Consider the following 16,790-nt stretch of genomic DNA (forward strand, 5'->3'; position numbering starts at 1 on the left):
TAGCACAGGTCTGTGCGCCTTGCTTCTTCTGGTTTGTAAAAAAGTGAATGGACGCAGGTGATGAAACGGGATATTATTATGTGGTACTAAGTTCGGTGGAATCGAAAGAGGGTTTTCATTCTGAAAAAGTCTGAACGACGCTATGCTTTAGTTGCTTTGTTAGAGCAAAATCCGTTTGCTACAGACGAACAACTTGCGGAGCGGTTTGGCGTCAGTGTTGCGACCATCCGCCTGGATAGGAGCGCACTGCACATCCCGGAAGCGCGAGAGCGGATTCGGCGTGTCGCGTCAGACCGTCAGGATGAGTTGCGCTCATTGGACGAACAAGAATTGATTGGGCGCCTGATTAAGCTGGAACTCAACCGGTATGCAGAGTCGGAGTTGACAGTGCAGCCTGTCCATGTCTTTCGCAAGACTGGTATTGTGCGTGGACATATTTTATTTGCGCAGATAAACTCTCTTGCGACGGCCTTGATGGATGCAGATGTGGCCCTCACTGCGAAGGCGGAGTTGCGGTTCTACCGCCCCGTTCGCCTGGGGGATAACGTTCGGGCGCGGGTCGACGTGATTGGCGAACATGGAGACGTCGTTCGCTGTCGCGCGGTAAGTCAAGTGAATTCGGAGATAGCCGTCCAGGGCATCGTTTGGGTACACAAAGACCCGGCGAACCTCGGTGCGGATTTTATGGATGAGGGGGAAGCTCGGTGATCACGATGGCCGTAGATGCGATGGGTGGGGATTACGCGCCCAACGCGCCGGTAGAAGCCGTGTGCCAAGCTGCTACATCGTTTTCCGACACACGGTTTGTGTTGATTGGGGACGAATCACAGATTTTGGCGGCGGTAAAGGGGAATCTTCCGAACAACGTGACGCTGAAGCATACCGATGTAGTCATTGAAGGGGATGACGAACCGGTTCGAGCGGTTCGTCGCAAACCTGAATCTTCCCTGGTTTTGGCGGCCAAAATGGTTGCCGATGGGGAAGCGGATGTGATGGTCTCCGCCGGTAATACGGGGGCGATTATGGCTGCGGGCATGCTCGTTATCGGTCGGCTGCCAAGCGTTGACCGTCCCGCGTTGGCGCCGGTTCTACCGACGTTTGATGGGAGAGGGGTTCTTCTTCTCGATGCGGGAGCAACGATGGACGCTTCGGCAGAAAATCTGGTGACCTATGCATATATGGCTACAGAATATGCCAAGCACGTTCTTGATATTGAGAACCCACGCGTGGGGCTGCTCAATGTTGGGACAGAGGATACCAAGGGCAATGCGGTTGTAAAGCAGACCTTTTCACTACTCACGCAATCACGGCTGAACTTTGTCGGCAACGTCGAAGCACGTGAAATGATGGCTGGGTCGGTTGCTGACGTCGTCGTCTGCGACGGTTTTGTCGGCAACGTCGTGTTGAAGTTGGCGGAGGGCATTGGATTAGGGCTGTTCAGCGGCATTAAAGACACGCTGACATCGAGTTTGATGACGCGCATCGCAGGTGGGCTCATCCGCGGTAAACTGCGGGGGTTCCGCGATAGATACGATTGGGCTGAGCATGGTGGCGCTCCGTTTCTGGGCGTTGCGGGCGGCTTGATTAAGGCGCACGGCAGCAGCAATGCGCGCGCTTGGTATATGGCGTTATCGCAAGGTCGGAAGTTTATTGCAAACGACGTCTTAACAAAGTTGTCGGCTGCGATGGAAGAGCGCAAGTGACCATACATTAGGAGGAACACACATGTTGACGGGAATCGTCTTCCCAGGACAAGGTTCTCAGTATGTGGGGATGGGTAAATCCCTGATTGAAGCGTATCCGACTGCCCGTAGGACATTCGAGGAAGCGGACGAAAGACTAGGGTTTCATTTGACCAAACTGTGTCTGGAGGGCCCGGAGGAACAATTGCGGCTCACCTATCATACGCAGCCGGCGCTGTTGACGGCGAGTATCGCATTTTATCGCGTCTTAACCGAACGCGTACAGCTAAATCCAATTGTAGCAGCTGGACATAGCCTGGGCGAATATAGCGCGTTGGTGGCAGCGGGCGCACTGGCATTTGGCGATGCGGTACATCTCGTACATAGACGGGGGCAACTGATGGACGAAGCGGTTCCCGCTGGACAGGGCGCGATGGCGGCCGTCCTCGGGTTGGATGAAGAACCGCTCACCTCCGTGTGTGCACAAGCGATGGAACAGACGGGCGAAGTGGTGGAATTGGCGAATCTCAACTGCCCGGGTCAAATTGTGATCTCAGGGACGGCTGCAGGTGTACAGGCTGCCGCCGCACTGGCCAAGGAACAAGGCGCCAAGCGGGTGATTCCGTTGACCGTCAGTGGACCGTTCCATTGTAGTTTGATGCGCGCGGCCGCGGATTCGTTTGGCGCACTGTTGGACGAGACCGCCATCAAAGACGCATCGATTCCAGTGGTCGCGAACGTGGATGGTGTCGCCAACAAGGATGCATCGCAGATTCGGGAGGCATTAAAACGGCAGTTGTACTCCCCGGTGCGGTGGACGGACGACGTGCAGGCGATGCGCCGCATGGGCGTGGAACGGATTGTGGAGATTGGACCTGGAACCGTCCTTTCTGGTTTAATCCGCAAAATTGATAGAGGGATTTCAACTGCGCATGTGGAAGATGAAGCTACACTTGCGGAAGTGATTGAACTGTTCAGCAACTAGGAGGAACAGATTTTGTCCAAAGTATCGATTGTGACTGGGGCGTCGCGGGGAATTGGTCGTGCGATTGCCGTTGCGATGGGCACCGGTGGTGGGTGTGTCGTAGTCAATTATCAGGGGCGTCGAGACGCCGCCGAGGAGACGGCTTCACAGATTGAGGCCGCTGGTGGTCAGGCGCTGATTGAACAGGCTGATGTCAGTCAAGCCGATGGCGCAAAGCGACTGGTTGATGCGGCCGTTGCGGCGTTCGGGCGGGTTGACGTTCTGGTCAACAACGCCGGTATCGCGCGCGACGGACTGTTGATGCGCATGAGAGATGAAGACTGGGACGACGTGCTCAATACAAACCTGCGTGGGGCTTTTTATATGATTCGCCAAGTTGCCCGGCCGATGATGAAGGCTCGCAGTGGTCGTATTATTAACATTACTTCCGTCTCAGGGATCATTGGCAATCCAGGTCAGGCGAACTACTCTTCGGCCAAGGCAGGCATGATTGGCCTGACCAAATCGGCGGCGAAGGAACTCGCGTCGCGCAACATCACCGTCAATGCCGTTGCGCCTGGCTACATTGCGACGGACATGACCGAGCAGTTGAGTGAGGACGTCACCCAGCAGATGTTAGGTGCTGTTCCACTTGGACGCGCTGGAACGCCAGAGGATGTCGCCGCGGTTGTGGACTTTCTCGCATCGGATGCGGCCAGTTACATTACTGGGCAAGTCTTCAATGTCGACGGCGGCATGGTCATGTAGTATACTGCTGAAGGAGGTGAGAGGATGGCAAACGATACGTTTGAACGTGTGAAAAAGATCATTGTCGACCGCTTGAGTGTCGATGAAGATAAGGTTACTATGGAAGCCACCTTTAAGGATGATCTTGGGGCGGATTCTTTGGACATTGTCGAACTGATTATGGAATTGGAAGACGAGTTCGACTTGGAAATATCTGACGAAGATGCTGAGAAGATCAGCACGGTAGGCGATGTAGTTACATACATCAGCGCTCACCAAGAGTAATCACACGCGTCACATTTGGACAGTCCCGTGCGCGAGCCGGGGCTGCTGTTATATAGAGGGGGGTGACAACGTGACACGAAGAGTGGTGGTGACAGGTCTCGGTGTTGTGACACCCGTCGGGAACGATGTACCTACTTTTTGGGAAAGTCTACTCTCCGGTAAGTCAGGCATTCGAGAGATTGACCGCTTTGACACAACAGATTATCCGACGAAAATCGCTGGGCTCGTGACGGACTTTCAGCCGGAGCGTTATATCGATAAAAAGGAAATTCGCCACATGGACTTGTTCACACAGTACGCTGTGTGCGCAGCCCATGAAGCGGTGGAACATTCGGGACTTCAGATTACCGATGAGAACCGGGATCGGATAGGCGTTTATATCGGTTCGGGTATCGGAGGAATTGGCACGACGCTCAGCAACTATCGCGTGTTGCTTGAACGCGGTCCAAAACGTGTGAGTCCGTTCCTTGTGCCAATGATGATCAGCGACATGGCGGCTGGACAAGTCTCCATTGATTTTGGTCTGCGTGGCCCGAATAGCGCGCCGGTGTCGGCTTGTGCAACGGGTTCGCACGCCATTGGCGACGCGTTTAAACTGATTCAGCGCGGCGCGGCAGATGCGATGGTGGCTGGCGGTGCTGAAGCGGCTGTCGTTGACATCGCCTTGGCTGGATTCAGTAACATGAAGGCACTGTCGACGCGCAACGACGACCCGACGAGAGCGAGCCGTCCATTTGACAAGGACCGCGATGGGTTTGTCATGGGCGAAGGCGCAGGCATCTTGGTACTTGAGGACCTTGAGTTTGCGCAGCGGCGCGGAGCCAACATCCTTGCTGAAATCGTCGGCTATGGCATGTCTGGAGACGCGTATCATGTCACTGCACCAGCGCCGGATGGCGATGGCGCGGTCCGCGTGATGTCCGCGGCGATTGCCGATGCGGGTATTGACCTGACGGATATCGATTATATTAATGCACATGGAACCTCTACAGAGTTTAACGACCGCATTGAGACACTCGCGGTGAAACGTCTGTTTGGGGAACATGCGTACAAGCTGGCGATGAGTTCCATTAAATCGATGACGGGCCACTTGTTGGGCGCGGCTGGTGGCGTCGAAGGTGTCGCTTGCGTGTTGACGCTCAAGGACGGCATGATTCCGCCAACGACTAACTATGAAACACCAGATCCGGAATGCGATTTGGACTATGTGCCGAATACTGCCCGCAAACGTGACGTCCGATATGTCATGTCCAATTCATTTGGCTTCGGCGGCCATAATGCGGCGTTGATTTTTAAGAAGTATGAACAGGCGTAAACCTGTTTACGGATTACGTGGATTCTTTGATTCCTACCGCTCAGGGCGACATAAGCGATTATGCCGAGACTGAGTATTCTTTTGAGTTGATTGATGGCAAGCCCCTGGCGTTGACCGGGGGCTTTGCACCATTCAGGGTTTTGAGGGGACGCCGCTCGGATTGGCGCAGCGGCTGCGCCTCAAGATCTCCGACGGGGAGCGACAGACATGAAGTCCAAGTGGGATGAACTGCAGGACAATTTGAATATGCACTTTCAGGAAGTCAATTTATTAAAGCAGGCGTTTACGCACGCCTCCTATCGCAACGAACACCGAAAGGCGCAGATTCAAGATAACGAACGATTAGAGTTTTTGGGTGACGCGGTACTAGAACTGTTGATTAGCGATTTTCTCTTTCAGGCGTATCCGCATATGCCCGAAGGGGAGTTGACGCGAATGCGCGCAGCGATTGTCTGCGAGCCGTCACTCGTCATGTTCGCGAAACGCCTGCAGTTTGATGAGTATGTCCGTTTGGGTCGCGGCGAGGAAAGGTCTGGTGGACGGCGTCGCCCAGCCTTGTTAGCGGACGTGTTTGAGGCATTCCTCGGAGCTTTGTATATTGATCAGGGGATTGATCGCGTTCGTGAGTTCGTCGATACGTACATTATCCCACACCTCGCGGATGCGAAGGTAGGCGTCGACTATAAGACAGCCCTGCAAGAATGGGTCCAGCAGCGTCTGGGCGTGTCGCTTCGGTATGTGATTGTCGAAGAGCGCGGACCCGCTCACGCGAGAGAATTTGTCGTGCATGTTGCGGTAGGCGACACAGTGATGGGGATTGGCGCTGGCAAATCGAAGAAGGAAGCTGAGCAGCAGGCGGCTGCTGCAGCTTTGAAGTCGTTTATGGAGAGCGCTTCAGAGGAGCGGGACACGAGTGTATCTAAAACAGATTGAAATTATCGGGTTCAAGTCGTTTGCCGACAAAAGTAAGTTGGTGTTAGCGCCCGGTGTCACAGGTGTCGTGGGGCCAAATGGAAGCGGGAAGAGCAATATTGCCGACGCGATTCGATGGGTTTTGGGCGAACAGAGCGTTCGCAACCTTCGGGGCAGTAAGATGGAGGACGTCATCTTTGCCGGCAGCGAGACTCGTAAACCCACCAATCTGTGTGAAGTTTCACTTGTGCTCGACAACGAAGACAGGCATTTGCAGGTTGTCTTTGACGAAGTCACGATTACGCGCCGCGTATTCCGGTCCGGTGAGAGCGAATACTTTATCAATCGCCAACCATGTCGGTTGAAAGACATCCATGAACTGTTCATGGACACGGGTCTTGGACGCGATGCTTACTCCATTATCGGCCAAGGGAAAATTGAAGAAATGTTGTCGACGCGGGCGGAGGATCGTCGTGGTCCGTTTGAGGACGCCGCCGGAATCGTCAAATTTAAGCATCGTCGCCGGGAGGCTGAACGCAAGCTTGAGGAGACGAAAGCGAATCTCGTTCGCGTCGAGGATATCCTCGCAGAACTAGAGGAACAGGTTGGACCGCTCGAACGCGAAAAGGAACGGGCTGAGCGCTACCGCGAGTTTGCGGATGCACTCCAAAAGGCGGAAATTGCGCTGCTGGTTGTTGAAATTGACAAGTTAAATGAGCGATTTCAGCAAGCCACACGCAGCGTGGCAGACCGACAAGCGGCGCGAGACTTGGCGCAGGTATCCGTAGAAGCGGCTGAAGCCAAATGGCAGCAGCAGCGCCAGGCGCTGGACGAACTCACACAACAGGTCGAACAGCTGCAGCAGCACTACGTGGCCGTCGTCGAGCAACGTCAGAAACAGCAAGGTGATTTGGCGTTAATCGAGCAGGAACTGGGATATCTTGAGGAGACGGAGCGTACGCGTTTAGCGCAACAGGCGCAGCACGTCGAGGAACTCAAGACCCTGGATGCGAGTATCGAGCAACTTCGCGAGTCGCATCAAGCGGCGGAAGGCAAGCTGCACGTTTTATCTGGGGAATTGGAAGTTGCTGCCGAAGGGTCGAAAGAGTCGCGGCGGGTTGAGATCTCCAATGAAATTGACAATCTCAATGCGGAGTATATCGAGGCCAATCACCGGGCGGCGACGTTGCGCAACGAGTTGAAAATGTTGGAGGAACAGCTTCAGTCTGACGCGGGGAAACGAGCAAAATACGAGCAGGACGCAGCGCGTTGGACAGAGCAAATTGAACAGGCGAACCGCGCTATCGCCGAGGTTCAGGCTTCCATGCAGCAACTGACGCAGCAACTCGAACAGGCTGCGGATGAAATTCGCGCGTGCGACGCTGCTTATGAGGAGGCGACGGCGGCTGAGGCAAGCGCAGTCGCGGAACTGCAGCAGGTGCGGGCGAGCATCCAAACGCTGTCGGCTCGTCATGATTTGCTGCGCGACTTAGAGGAAGGTTATGACGGTTATGCGCTAGGTGTTCGAACCGTCATGCAGCAGGCCAGCCGCAATCGCCTGTCAGGGATTCATGGGACGGTCGCAGAACTTGTTCGGGTGCCAAAGGACGTCGAAATGGCTGTAGAAACCGCACTTGGTGGGGCGCTCCAGAACATCGTGGTGGCCACCGAAGCGGATGCGCGGGCCGCCATTCAAATGCTCAAACAGCGTCAGGCTGGTCGCGCGACGTTTATGCCAATTGACGTCATTCAATCCCGTCGCCTGCGCGACGCGGAGATTCAACGCGTCCGGGGACAAGCGGGGTTTGTCGGGATTGCCAGCGATTTAGTGGAAACCGATGCGGCATTTCGCCAGGTTGTCGAGCATTTGCTCGGCAACGTAGTGGTCGCAGATACCTTGGAACATGCCAACGCGCTCGCGCGCGTGTTGCAATACCGTGTGCGGATTGTTACATACCAAGGGGACGTCGTCGCACCAGGCGGTGTGATGAGTGGTGGACATCACCAGCGTAAAGGACCAGGTCTGTTGGGCCGTTCGCGAGAGCGTACAGATCTCGAGGAAAAGTTGGCCCAGTTGCGCGCGCGTGAGGAGGATTTGCGCGCGCAGCAAGCCAAGCTGCGATTGACCGTGACAGAGGCGCAGTCACGTCGGGCAGAGGCACAGCGGGTACTGGAGCAGCACGCCACACAGCAGCAGGCGTTGGAAGTCACGCTACGCGATCACGAGCACGCGAAAAGTTCCGCAGAGGAGCGCTTAGCGGCGCTGGAATGGGAATTTCACCAATTGGCTTCAGGCAAAGAGGCGATTGCGCAGCGACATGAGGAAGCGGCGAGATCGCTTGCTGAAACGGACGCTCTCCTGGCTACCATTGCACAAGCGATGACGGCGCAGCGCGAGGCGCTGGCGGAGTTCGAAAAACAGCAGCAGGTCATGCAGGAACGACTGACAGGGCTGCGCATTGAGGTCGCTACCTTGCGCCAGGAGCGAGATACGCTGCGCGTGCGACTGGATGAGGCACTTGAACGAAAGGCTCGCCTCCAAGAGTTGATGGCGAGCGCAGAGACCGAGTCCCGCGCGTTTGCTGAGCGCAAGGCAAAGCTTTTGGCCCAGGCGCAAACGGCATCCGAACAGGTGACGACGTTAGTTGACGAGGTTTCAACCAGACAATCGCACTTGGACGATGCCCGCCAGGCCCGACTGCAGTTAGAGGCTGAGGTGCGGCACCTCGAGCAGGCGGTCAGCAAAGAACGCCAGGAGTTCGGACAGGCTGAGGAACTGTTGCATCGGGCACAGGTCGCGGCCGAGCGCGCCGATGCAGATCTGGCGCACGCACTGCAAAAAATGGGCGATTCCTTTGGCATGACCTATGAGTGGGCCAAGGAGCGTTATCCGCTCACGACCACGCCTGAGGAACTGGAACGCGAGGTTCAACGGCTGCGTCGGTCGCTGCAGGCACTGGGCGACGTCAATCTTGGCGCCATTGAGGAGTACCAGCGATTGGCGGAGCGGATTGGCTTTTTGACGCAGCAGCGCGATGATCTCGTGTCTGCACAGGAGAAGCTCGACGAGTTGATTGAGGAAATCGACACGGAGATGGCAAACCGCTTTCTGGAGACGTTCCATCAGATTCAAGAGGAGTTTGCCAAATCCTTTGAGGTTCTATTCGGGGGCGGGGAAGCGCGGCTGGAATTGACGCAGCCGGACGATCCGCTGACGACGGGGATCGACGTCATCGCCAAACCGCCTGGCAAGCGCCTGCAGAACCTGAATCTGTTGTCCGGCGGCGAACGGGCACTGACGGCGATGGCGCTCTTGTTTGCGATTTTGCGCGTGCGGCCGGTGCCGTTTTGCGTGCTCGACGAGGTGGAGGCGGCGCTCGACGAGGCGAATGTCGCGCGGTTTGCCCAACAACTGCGCATGTTCGCTGGAGAGACGCAGTTTATCGTCATCACACACCGACGCGGGACGATGGAAGAGGCGGATGCACTGTACGGAGTGACGATGCCAGAGCGTGGCGTTTCGTCACTGGTGAGTGTTCGATTGACGGACGATCTCGACTTTGAGACCGCGTGAGGGAACGAACCTGCGCGGTTTTCTGGTTGTTAGATGCCACTGTGAAAGGGGTAACGTGACGTGGGGTTATTTGACCGCTTTAAAAAGGGTCTTCAGAAATCGAGGACGACGCTTGCGGAACGGCTGGGTAGCGTCTTTCGCTCCCGCAAGTTGGACGAGTCGGTATACGAAGAGATGGAAGAGGCGTTTATCGCTGCGGACATGGGCGTCGAGACGGCGATGGCCCTTGTCGAGAACGTGCGAACGCTGGCCCGCAAAAAGCGCATTGAGCAGGCTGAAGAGCTTCCTGATTTGATGGTCGAGGCGATGTCCGCGATGCTCTCAGAGGCCGATAGCGACATGAATTTTGCCGCAGAGGGGCCGACACTCGTGCTGGTCGTGGGCGTCAACGGCGCTGGCAAGACGACGACGATTGGCAAGTTGGCGAACTATTACTTGCAGCAGAACAAGCGCGTACTATTGGCAGCTGCGGATACATTCCGGGCGGCTGCCATCGAACAGTTGTTAGCCTGGGGCGAGCGTGCGGGTTGCGATGTGGTGCGGCATAGTCAGGGAGCAGATCCGGCTGCAGTCATTTACGACGCAATTCAAGCGGGCCGGTCGCGGAACGCGGATATCATTTTGTGCGATACGGCAGGCCGTTTACAAAACAAGACGCACTTGATGGCGGAGCTTGCGAAGATTCACAAGGTGGCGGCGCGCGAATTGCCGGGTTCACCGCACGAAGTCCTCTTGGTACTCGATGGGACGACGGGCCAGAACGGACTCAACCAAGCCAAGGTGTTCAAAGAAGTCGTCGACGTCACTGGCATTGTCGTCACGAAATTGGACGGCACGGCCAAGGGGGGTATCGTCGTGCCGATTGTGCATGAGCAGGGGATCCCCGTGAAATGGATTGGCCTTGGCGAGCAGATAGACGACTTGCAACCTTTCGATGCACGTGCGTTTGCAGAGGCGGTGTGCCGTCCGTAAAACCGCCACGCCGAAATGCGCGTTGGCGCGAGAGGTAGCGGTCAGTGGCCGGTGAAGTCAAGGTGTAAAGGAGATATGCTTGACAGTGTCTTCTTCAGCGGATAATATGAATGAGGTCACTCGAATGGGCGATTTGTACGACTTCTACGGTGCACTGCTGACAGAGCGGCAACGTCAGATTATTGAGATGTACCACGTTGAAGATTGGTCGCTCAGCGAGATTGCCGAATCGCTTTCTATTACGCGTCAAGCTGTTCACGACCAGTTGCGGCGCGCCGGCGAGCAGTTGGAACAGTATGAGGCTGTTTTGCAACTGCGAGCGGCGGCACGGGCGCAGCAGGAAGCGTGGTCAAAGCTCATGCGTGTTTGGGCGAAGGTTCGCCATGAACTTTCGGCGGCTTCGCAGATGGAAATGGATGCGGCATTTGCGTCAATGGATCGGACGTTGCCAGGCTTTATAGGAGGTGAGGTAGATGCTTGAAGGATTATCGAGCAGCTTGCAGAAGGCGATGGGTCGGCTGCGCGGCAAAGGGAAGCTGAGTGAGGCGGATGTCGCCGAAGCGATGCGGGAAGTGCGCTTGGCGCTGTTGGCGGCCGACGTCAACGTGAAGGTCGTGCGCGACTTTGTCGAACGCGTTCGCGAGCGAGCTGTGGGTCAGGATGTCCAAAAGAGTTTGACGCCAGGCCAACAGGTAGTTCGCATCGTCTACGAAGAGTTGACGGAATTGATGGGTGGCTCGCAAGCGCGAATCCAGATGGCGTCGAAGCCCCCTACTGTCATTATGCTCGTTGGCTTGCAGGGTGCGGGGAAGACGACGGCTATCGCCAAACTCGCGCTGTCGTTTCGCCAGCACCAACATCGACCGTTGATGATTGCGGCCGACGTCTATCGGCCTGCCGCGATTGATCAGTTGCATGTCCTCGGCAAACAGGTGGACATTCCGGTCTTCGATATGGGAACCGACACGTCACCTGTCGAGATTGTTCGGCAGGGTATGCAGGAAGCCGAACGCCAGGGCGCGGATGTCGTGCTTGTGGATACGGCCGGGCGCCTGCATATTGACGAGGATCTAATGGCGGAGCTTGACGATATCAAGTCGGCTGTCGAGCCGAATGAAGTTTTGCTCGTGGTCGATGCCATGACAGGTCAGGATGCCGTGCATGTGGCGGAAACATTCCATCGGCGTTTGGACGTCACTGGGGTTATTCTGACGAAGTTGGATGGCGACGCGCGGGGCGGTGCCGCGCTTACGGTACGGGCCGTCACGGGTTGTCCGATTAAATATGTCGGCCTTGGCGAGAAAATCGAGCCACTTGAACCGTTTCATCCAGATAGACTGGCGTCCCGGATTCTCGGCATGGGTGACGTGTTAAGTCTGATTGAGCGGGCGCAAGAGCGGATCGATCTCGAGAAGGCCAAAGAGATGGAAGAACGCATGCGTTCCTCCACCTTCAGCCTCAATGACTTTCAGGAGATGTTTCGCCAGGTTCGAAATTTGGGACCGCTCGATCAGGTTCTCAAAATGATTCCTGGGATGAACAAATTGAAGGGCATTGAGAATGTCGATTTGAATGATAAGCGATTCCTTCGAATGGACGCTATCATTTCCTCGATGACAGCGGCAGAGCGATTAGATCCGAGCGTGATGAACGCCAGTCGTCGCCGTCGCATTGCCAATGGCAGTGGGACAACCGTAAGAGAGGTCAATCAGTTGCTCAATCAGTTTGAGCAAACGCAACAAATGATGAAACGAATGTCTGGGATGGGCAAGAAGATGGGGCGTCGCAGCGCGATGAACGCCATCAAGTCGATGGGGGGCCTTGGCGCCCTAGGCGGCATGAAGGACGCTTCGCAACTTGCTGACCTTGAAGAATCGTTGACATCGAAGGGGACGTCGCACGCGCCACGACAGCGACATCACCGCGCGAAAAAGAAGCGCAAATGACAATTTAACTGGAGGTGGTTTTCGTGGCAGTAAAGATTCGTTTGAAGCGTATGGGTGCAAAGAAAAGTCCGTTCTATCGTCTGGTTGTCGCCGACTCCCGTTCACCTCGTGACGGCCGTTTTGTCGAGGAGATTGGAACATACAATCCGCTCACAGAGCCAGCGCAGGTTAAAATTGACGAAGAACGCGCACTGTATTGGTTAGGTACAGGTGCACAGCCTTCTGATAAAGTTCGTTACTTGTTCCACTTGGAAGGAATTTTGAAGAAGTTCCACGAACAAAAAGTACAGAAGTGAACCTGTGGGCGGCCTTGTGCCGCCCTTCGGAGTGATGGCGTGTGAAGGAGCTTGTCCAATATCTGGTGTCCTCGTTGGTAGATCACCCGGATTCGGTGGAAGTCGTCGAGACGACGGATAATGATGTCATCACCTATCGGGTGAAAGTCCACGCGGACGACATGGGCCGCGTCATTGGCCGGCAAGGCCGTATCGCAAAAGCCATTCGCAACGTGGTCAGTGCGGCTGCGTATCGGCAACACAAGCGTGTATTTGTAGATATTCAGTCGTAACAATTGTCGTCAGTGAGAAGGAGAGATTGGGTTGGAAATTCGTCAGCCTGTCGCCGTCAAGGTGGTTTTGACGGAAACGACGAAGCAGCAGATCATTCAGGAGCAGCGCCGGCAAATCGAGCAGGTGAGCAACGAGATAGAGCAACTTGAGGCTCAAGGCAAGGAAGCGCTTGCCCAGGCGATGGCACAAGGTGGTGACATCGCGCAACAGGTTCGTCAACAAATTGATAACGAGCGCACGACGCGCGAACGTCGCCGTGAAGAACTGTTCCAGCAAATGCAACAAATTCAGCAGATGGAACTGGGTACTGAGTTGCAAAATATGACCGTTGAAACCACGGTTTCTGTTAAGCCGGGTGACGACTGGACGAAGGTTTTGCTTGGGGCAGAAATTATCGTTCGGGACGGCATCATCCAGGAGATTCGCCAGAACGGTCAGAAAATCGAAGGTTGATGGCGGCCGACGCAGTCCCAGGGTTCAGCACATGGTGTTGGACCTTTTTTTGTGGAAATGGAGAGGTGAAGGATGGCTTCGTACTACACGGTGGGCGTGATGACTAAGCCCCACGGTCTGCGTGGCGAAATGAAGGTATACCCGCGCACGGATTTTCCTGAGAAGCGTTTTGCGGCCGGATCGAAATTGTATGTACGCCCAGAAGGTGGCTCTCCGATTGCGGCCGTTGAAGTCCGGTCGGGGCGGCAACAGCAGAACATGTGGATAGTGGGGTTTAGGGACTTGGTGACCATCCACGATGTGGAGCGCTGGCGCGGTATGGAACTGTGTGTGGAAGAGGCTCAACTGGAACCGCTGCCGGAGGGTACATACTACATTCATCAGTTGGTTGGTCTTCAAGTCTACACAGAGGAAGGCGTGTTTGTGGGCGAGTTGAAGGAAGTGCTGACACCGGGAGCAAACGACGTGTATGTCGTACGTGGACCGCTCAGCAAGGACGACATCTTATTGCCGGCGATTCCGGACTGTATTCTCAAGGTCGATATCGCCGCCAACCGCATGACCATCCACCTCTTGCCAGGCCTTATCGGAGACGACGACGAGAGCTGAGAAAGGGCCGGGTGAGATGGCACTGAATATTTTTGTTTTGACGTTATTTCCACAGATGTTTTCCAGCGTCTTTGGCGAGAGTATGATGAAGCGCGCGTTTGCCAGTGGCGTTGCCAACATCGAATACGTCGACTTTCGCCAATACGCGACCGATAAACACCATACTGTCGACGACACGCCATTTGGCGGCGGCGCGGGCATGTTGTTGAAGCCGGAGCCGCTCTTTGCCGCAATGGATGACATTCACGAGCGACATGGGGTAGTTCCTCCTCCAGCTGGACGCGTCATTCTGCTCTCCCCGCAGGGACGCCGATTTAACCAGGAAGTGGCGCGAGAGTATGCGGCATGCGAACGCCTCACATTTCTCTGTGGTCATTATGAGGGGTTTGATGACAGAGTGCGTCAGCACCTGGTTACGGAGGAATTGTCTCTAGGCGACTTCGTGATGACTGGCGGTGAGATTGCGGCGATGGCCGTGATTGACACGGTGGTGCGGTTGTTGCCAGGCGTACTCGGCAATGCGGGGTCACTCGAAGATGAGTCTCACACAGCGCGGTTACTTGAGTACCCCCAGTACACGCGGCCTGCTTCATTTCGGGGGATGGATGTTCCGCCGACGCTATTGTCGGGGAACCACCAACTGATTGCCAAATGGCGAAGGAAACACGCGTTGTATCGGACATGGCGCGAGCGGCCAGACCTGCTTGATGGCCTCAACCTCGACGACGAGCAGGCGCAGTGGTTGCAACAATTTGAGCGCGGCGACTTTCGCGACATCGACATCCCGTAGGGATGAAGCTTGTGGGGCGAGTTTTGGGAAAATCGCCGTAGAAAAAGGCTACAGCGGTGCGCAGTGCTGATGGCTGTATCCCGGGGAAAGGAGCGCCCGCTGTAGCTGGTGTATCGTATGGCATCTAGTTGTGGTACGTTCACGTAGCTTCTCCTGCACAAATTTATTTTGTCAATAGCCGAATTGCTCTGTGGCCAGACAGCCGAATTTGGCCGCCATGTAGCGTACTGGTGGTTTGACTTTGGGTGTCGTCGCCCTGTGCGCGCCTCCTTGTATGACGATCTCGCCCAACACCATCAAGAAACACTGTAAAGCAAATCTTATTGTTGACATACTGTCGGTAGAGATGTTATATTGCTTCTTGTCGCTTCGGCGGCGCTGTGATGACACAGTAGCGGTACAGGTCACGGTTGTTTATCGTCTCGTGGTCGACGGTTGTCTTTGTCAGCCTCGAAGAACGGATGAAAAACTTACCAGTGACAACGAACGTCAGTTCGTGATATAATACTTAGGCTGCTTCGACAGAAGCGGCACTTGCTTGAAAGAATCACTTCATCTGGTTCCTCGTTGAATCAGTTCTGTGGGGTTTTCACAGCAGGTTTGGTTCCTTGAAAACTGAACACACACGCCTAAAAGTTTCGGTCAACGTGACCTTTGGTCACAGCGACGATTGAAACATATGTAACAACGCCATTTTTTGAGAGTTTGATCCTGGCTCAGGACGAACGCTGGCGGCGTGCCTAATACATGCAAGTCGAGCGAGCCCTTCGGGGCTAGCGGCGGACGGGTGAGTAACACGTGGGCAATCTGCCTTTCAGACTGGAATAACACTCGGAAACGGGTGCTAATGCCGGATAATACACGGGTAGGCATCTACTTGTGTTGAAAGATGCAACTGCATCGCTGAGAGAGGAGCCCGCGGCGCATTAGCTAGTTGGTGAGGTAACGGCTCACCAAGGCGACGATGCGTAGCCGACCTGAGAGGGTGACCGGCCACACTGGGACTGAGACACGGCCCAGACTCCTACGGGAGGCAGCAGTAGGGAATCTTCCGCAATGGGCGCAAGCCTGACGGAGCAACGCCGCGTGAGCGAAGAAGGCCTTCGGGTTGTAAAGCTCTGTTGCTCGGGGAGAGCGACAAGGAGAGTGGAAAGCTCCTTGTGAGACGGTACCGAGTGAGGAAGCCCCGGCTAACTACGTGCCAGCAGCCGCGGTAATACGTAGGGGGCAAGCGTTGTCCGGAATCACTGGGCGTAAAGCGTGCGTAGGCGGTTGTGTAAGTCTGAAGTGAAAGTCCAAGGCTCAACCTTGGGATTGCTTTGGAAACTGCATGACTTGAGTGCTGGAGAGGCAAGGGGAATTCCACGTGTAGCGGTGAAATGCGTAGATATGTGGAGGAATACCAGTGGCGAAGGCGCCTTGCTGGACAGTGACTGACGCTGAGGCACGAAAGCGTGGGGAGCAAACAGGATTAGATACCCTGGTAGTCCACGCCGTAAACGATGAGTGCTAGGTGTTGGGGGGACACACCCCAGTGCCGAAGGAAACCCAATAAGCACTCCGCCTGGGGAGTACGGTCGCAAGACTGAAACTCAAAGGAATTGACGGGGGCCCGCACAAGCAGTGGAGCATGTGGTTTAATTCGAAGCAACGCGAAGAACCTTACCAGGGCTTGACATCCCTCTGACCGGTGCAGAGATGTACCTTCCCTTCGGGGCAGAGGAGACAGGTGGTGCATGGTTGTCGTCAGCTCGTGTCGTGAGATGTTGGGTTAAGTCCCGCAACGAGCGCAACCCTTGATCTGTGTTACCAGCACGTAGAGGTGGGGACTCACAGGTGACTGCCGGCGTAAGTCGGAGGAAGGCGGGGATGACGTCAAATCATCATGCCCTTTATGTCCTGGGCTACACACGTGCTACAATGGGCGGTACAACGGGAAGCGAAGCCGCGAGGTGGAGCAAAACCTAAAAAG

The 16,790-nt window shown here is 55.5% G+C and carries 16 protein-coding genes and 1 rRNA gene (1 of these 17 only partly in view); all 17 read left to right on the top strand.

The annotated features are described in order from the left end of the window. Positions 1–120: 120 nt before the first annotated feature. Entirely contained in the window at positions 121–708 is a 588-nt protein-coding gene (gene fapR / locus K1I37_RS09470; protein ID WP_223204054.1) for a transcription factor FapR, read from the top strand. Beyond that, positions 708–1,703, top strand: coding sequence for a phosphate acyltransferase PlsX (gene plsX, locus K1I37_RS09475; RefSeq protein WP_031218038.1), 996 nt, complete (start codon positions 708–710; stop codon positions 1,701–1,703). The genes fapR and plsX overlap by 1 nt, the downstream gene beginning before the upstream one ends. A gap of 22 nt (positions 1,704–1,725) precedes the next feature. Next, entirely contained in the window at positions 1,726–2,667 is a 942-nt protein-coding gene (fabD, locus tag K1I37_RS09480; RefSeq protein WP_021295472.1) for an ACP S-malonyltransferase, read from the top strand. Positions 2,668–2,676: 9 nt separating this feature from the next. Next, a complete protein-coding gene (gene fabG, locus K1I37_RS09485; RefSeq protein WP_040440951.1) occupies positions 2,677–3,414 on the top strand; it encodes a 3-oxoacyl-[acyl-carrier-protein] reductase in 738 nt (245 codons plus the stop codon). A 24-nt stretch (positions 3,415–3,438) separates the two neighbouring features. Next, the gene (acpP, locus tag K1I37_RS09490; RefSeq protein WP_021295474.1) at positions 3,439–3,678 is read left to right on the top strand and encodes an acyl carrier protein; all 240 of its coding nucleotides are present in this window, start codon (positions 3,439–3,441) and stop codon (positions 3,676–3,678) included. A gap of 70 nt (positions 3,679–3,748) precedes the next feature. Next, positions 3,749–4,993 carry a beta-ketoacyl-ACP synthase II gene (gene fabF, locus K1I37_RS09495; RefSeq protein ID WP_021295475.1) on the top strand — a complete coding sequence of 415 codons (1,245 nt, stop codon included), beginning with the start codon at positions 3,749–3,751 and terminating at the stop codon, positions 4,991–4,993. Positions 4,994–5,200: 207 nt separating this feature from the next. Next, entirely contained in the window at positions 5,201–5,926 is a 726-nt protein-coding gene (rnc, locus tag K1I37_RS09500) for a ribonuclease III (protein WP_021295476.1), read from the top strand. Then, entirely contained in the window at positions 5,907–9,479 is a 3,573-nt protein-coding gene (gene smc / locus K1I37_RS09505; protein ID WP_021295477.1) for a chromosome segregation protein SMC, read from the top strand. The genes rnc and smc overlap by 20 nt, the downstream gene beginning before the upstream one ends. Before the next feature lie 60 nt (positions 9,480–9,539). Continuing rightward, on the top strand, positions 9,540–10,451 hold the full coding sequence (gene ftsY / locus K1I37_RS09510) for a signal recognition particle-docking protein FtsY (protein ID WP_021295478.1): 912 nt from the start codon (positions 9,540–9,542) through the stop codon (positions 10,449–10,451). Between the two features lie 85 nt (positions 10,452–10,536). Then, positions 10,537–10,932 carry a YlxM family DNA-binding protein gene (gene ylxM, locus K1I37_RS09515; protein ID WP_236613824.1) on the top strand — a complete coding sequence of 132 codons (396 nt, stop codon included), beginning with the start codon at positions 10,537–10,539 and terminating at the stop codon, positions 10,930–10,932. Then, positions 10,925–12,397, top strand: a complete 1,473-nt coding sequence (gene ffh, locus K1I37_RS09520) for a signal recognition particle protein (protein ID WP_021295480.1) — start codon at positions 10,925–10,927, stop codon at positions 12,395–12,397. The genes ylxM and ffh overlap by 8 nt, the downstream gene beginning before the upstream one ends. 23 nt (positions 12,398–12,420) lie before the next feature. Then, entirely contained in the window at positions 12,421–12,693 is a 273-nt protein-coding gene (gene rpsP, locus K1I37_RS09525; RefSeq protein ID WP_021295481.1) for a 30S ribosomal protein S16, read from the top strand. 41 nt (positions 12,694–12,734) lie between these two features. Beyond that, a complete protein-coding gene (locus K1I37_RS09530; protein ID WP_021295482.1) occupies positions 12,735–12,965 on the top strand; it encodes a KH domain-containing protein in 231 nt (76 codons plus the stop codon). Between the two features lie 31 nt (positions 12,966–12,996). Then, positions 12,997–13,419: a YlqD family protein gene (locus K1I37_RS09535; protein WP_021295483.1), complete on the top strand. Its 423-nt coding sequence runs from the start codon at positions 12,997–12,999 to the stop codon at positions 13,417–13,419. Positions 13,420–13,491: 72 nt separating this feature from the next. Next, positions 13,492–14,028 carry a ribosome maturation factor RimM gene (gene rimM / locus K1I37_RS09540; RefSeq protein WP_021295484.1) on the top strand — a complete coding sequence of 179 codons (537 nt, stop codon included), beginning with the start codon at positions 13,492–13,494 and terminating at the stop codon, positions 14,026–14,028. Between the two features lie 22 nt (positions 14,029–14,050). Continuing rightward, positions 14,051–14,818, top strand: coding sequence for a tRNA (guanosine(37)-N1)-methyltransferase TrmD (trmD, locus tag K1I37_RS09545; protein WP_174377484.1), 768 nt, complete (start codon positions 14,051–14,053; stop codon positions 14,816–14,818). A gap of 693 nt (positions 14,819–15,511) precedes the next feature. After that, a 16S ribosomal RNA gene (locus tag K1I37_RS09550) occupies positions 15,512–16,790 on the top strand (it continues 253 nt past the right edge of the window).

The sequence above is a fragment of the Alicyclobacillus acidoterrestris genome, from assembly GCF_022674245.1.
GTDB classification, from domain to species: Bacteria; Bacillota; Bacilli; order Alicyclobacillales; family Alicyclobacillaceae; genus Alicyclobacillus; species Alicyclobacillus acidoterrestris.

Bases quoted from the DNA above. Each gene is read 5' to 3' on its own strand.
- fabD (WP_021295472.1), top strand. From the start codon at position 1,726: ATGTTGACGGGAATCGTCTTCCCAGGACAAGGTTCTCAGTATGTGGGG.
- ffh (WP_021295480.1), top strand. From the start codon at position 10,925: ATGCTTGAAGGATTATCGAGCAGCTTGCAGAAGGCGATGGGTCGGCTG.
- rnc (WP_021295476.1), top strand. From the start codon at position 5,201: ATGAAGTCCAAGTGGGATGAACTGCAGGACAATTTGAATATGCACTTT.
- acpP (WP_021295474.1), top strand. From the start codon at position 3,439: ATGGCAAACGATACGTTTGAACGTGTGAAAAAGATCATTGTCGACCGC.
- rimM (WP_021295484.1), top strand. From the start codon at position 13,492: ATGGCTTCGTACTACACGGTGGGCGTGATGACTAAGCCCCACGGTCTG.